Source organism: Paracoccus sp. DMF, assembly GCF_004407025.1.
In the GTDB taxonomy this organism is placed as follows: Bacteria; Pseudomonadota; Alphaproteobacteria; order Rhodobacterales; family Rhodobacteraceae; genus Paracoccus; species Paracoccus aminovorans_B.
In genome coordinates, this window is the sequence record NZ_SOKV02000169.1 from 1 (window position 1) to 820 (window position 820).

1 protein-coding gene is annotated in these 820 nt (G+C 66.2%); it reads left to right on the forward strand.

What is annotated here, in order from left to right:
* Positions 1-820: recombinase family protein (locus E3D03_RS21015; RefSeq protein WP_263568555.1), on the forward strand; the 820-nt coding region annotated here is incomplete at both ends.

An 820-nucleotide genomic window follows, 5' to 3' on the forward strand; every position in this document is an offset into this window, starting at 1 on the left:
CGACGTGGTGGTGGTCTACAAGATCGACCGCCTCAGCCGCTCGCTGGCGGATTTCGCCAAATTGGTCGAGGTGTTCGACCGGAACGGGGTCACCTTCGTCTCGGTAACCCAGTCCTTCAACACCACCACGTCGATGGGACGGCTGACGCTGAACATCCTGCTCTCCTTCGCCCAGTTCGAGCGCGAGGTCACGGCCGAGCGCATCCGCGACAAGGTCGCCGCCAGCCGGAAAAAGGGCATGTGGATGGGTGGGGTGCCACCCTTCGGGTATCGGGTGGAAAACCGGAAGCTGCTGGTCGACGAGGACACCGCCGCGCATGTGCGCTGGATCTTTGCCCGTTTCCTCGAGATCGGGTCTTGCACGGTACTGGCGCGAGACGTCGGCGCTCGCGGCATCCGGACGCCGCGCGGCAACAGGATCGACAAGAAGTACCTCTATCGGATGCTCAGCAACCGCGCCTACATCGGCGAGGCAGTCCACAAGGGTGACAGCTATCCCGGCGAGCATGACGCCATCATCAGTCAGGAAACGTGGGACTGGGTCCACGCCATCCTGCAGGAGAGCCCGCGCAAACGCGCCGCCCGCACCCGTGCCGACACGCCCGCGCTGTTGAAGGGGCTGCTCTACGGCCCCGATGGCGCGGCCTTCTCGCCGACGCACACGCGAAAGGGCGGCAGGCTCTACCGCTACTACGTCAGCCAGACGGTGCTGAAGCATGGCGCGGGCGGGTGCCCGGTTGGCCGGGTGCCAGCGGGAGAAATCGAGGCCGCCGTGATCGACCAGCTCCGCGCCGTGTTCCGCCAGCCGGAGATCGTGGCG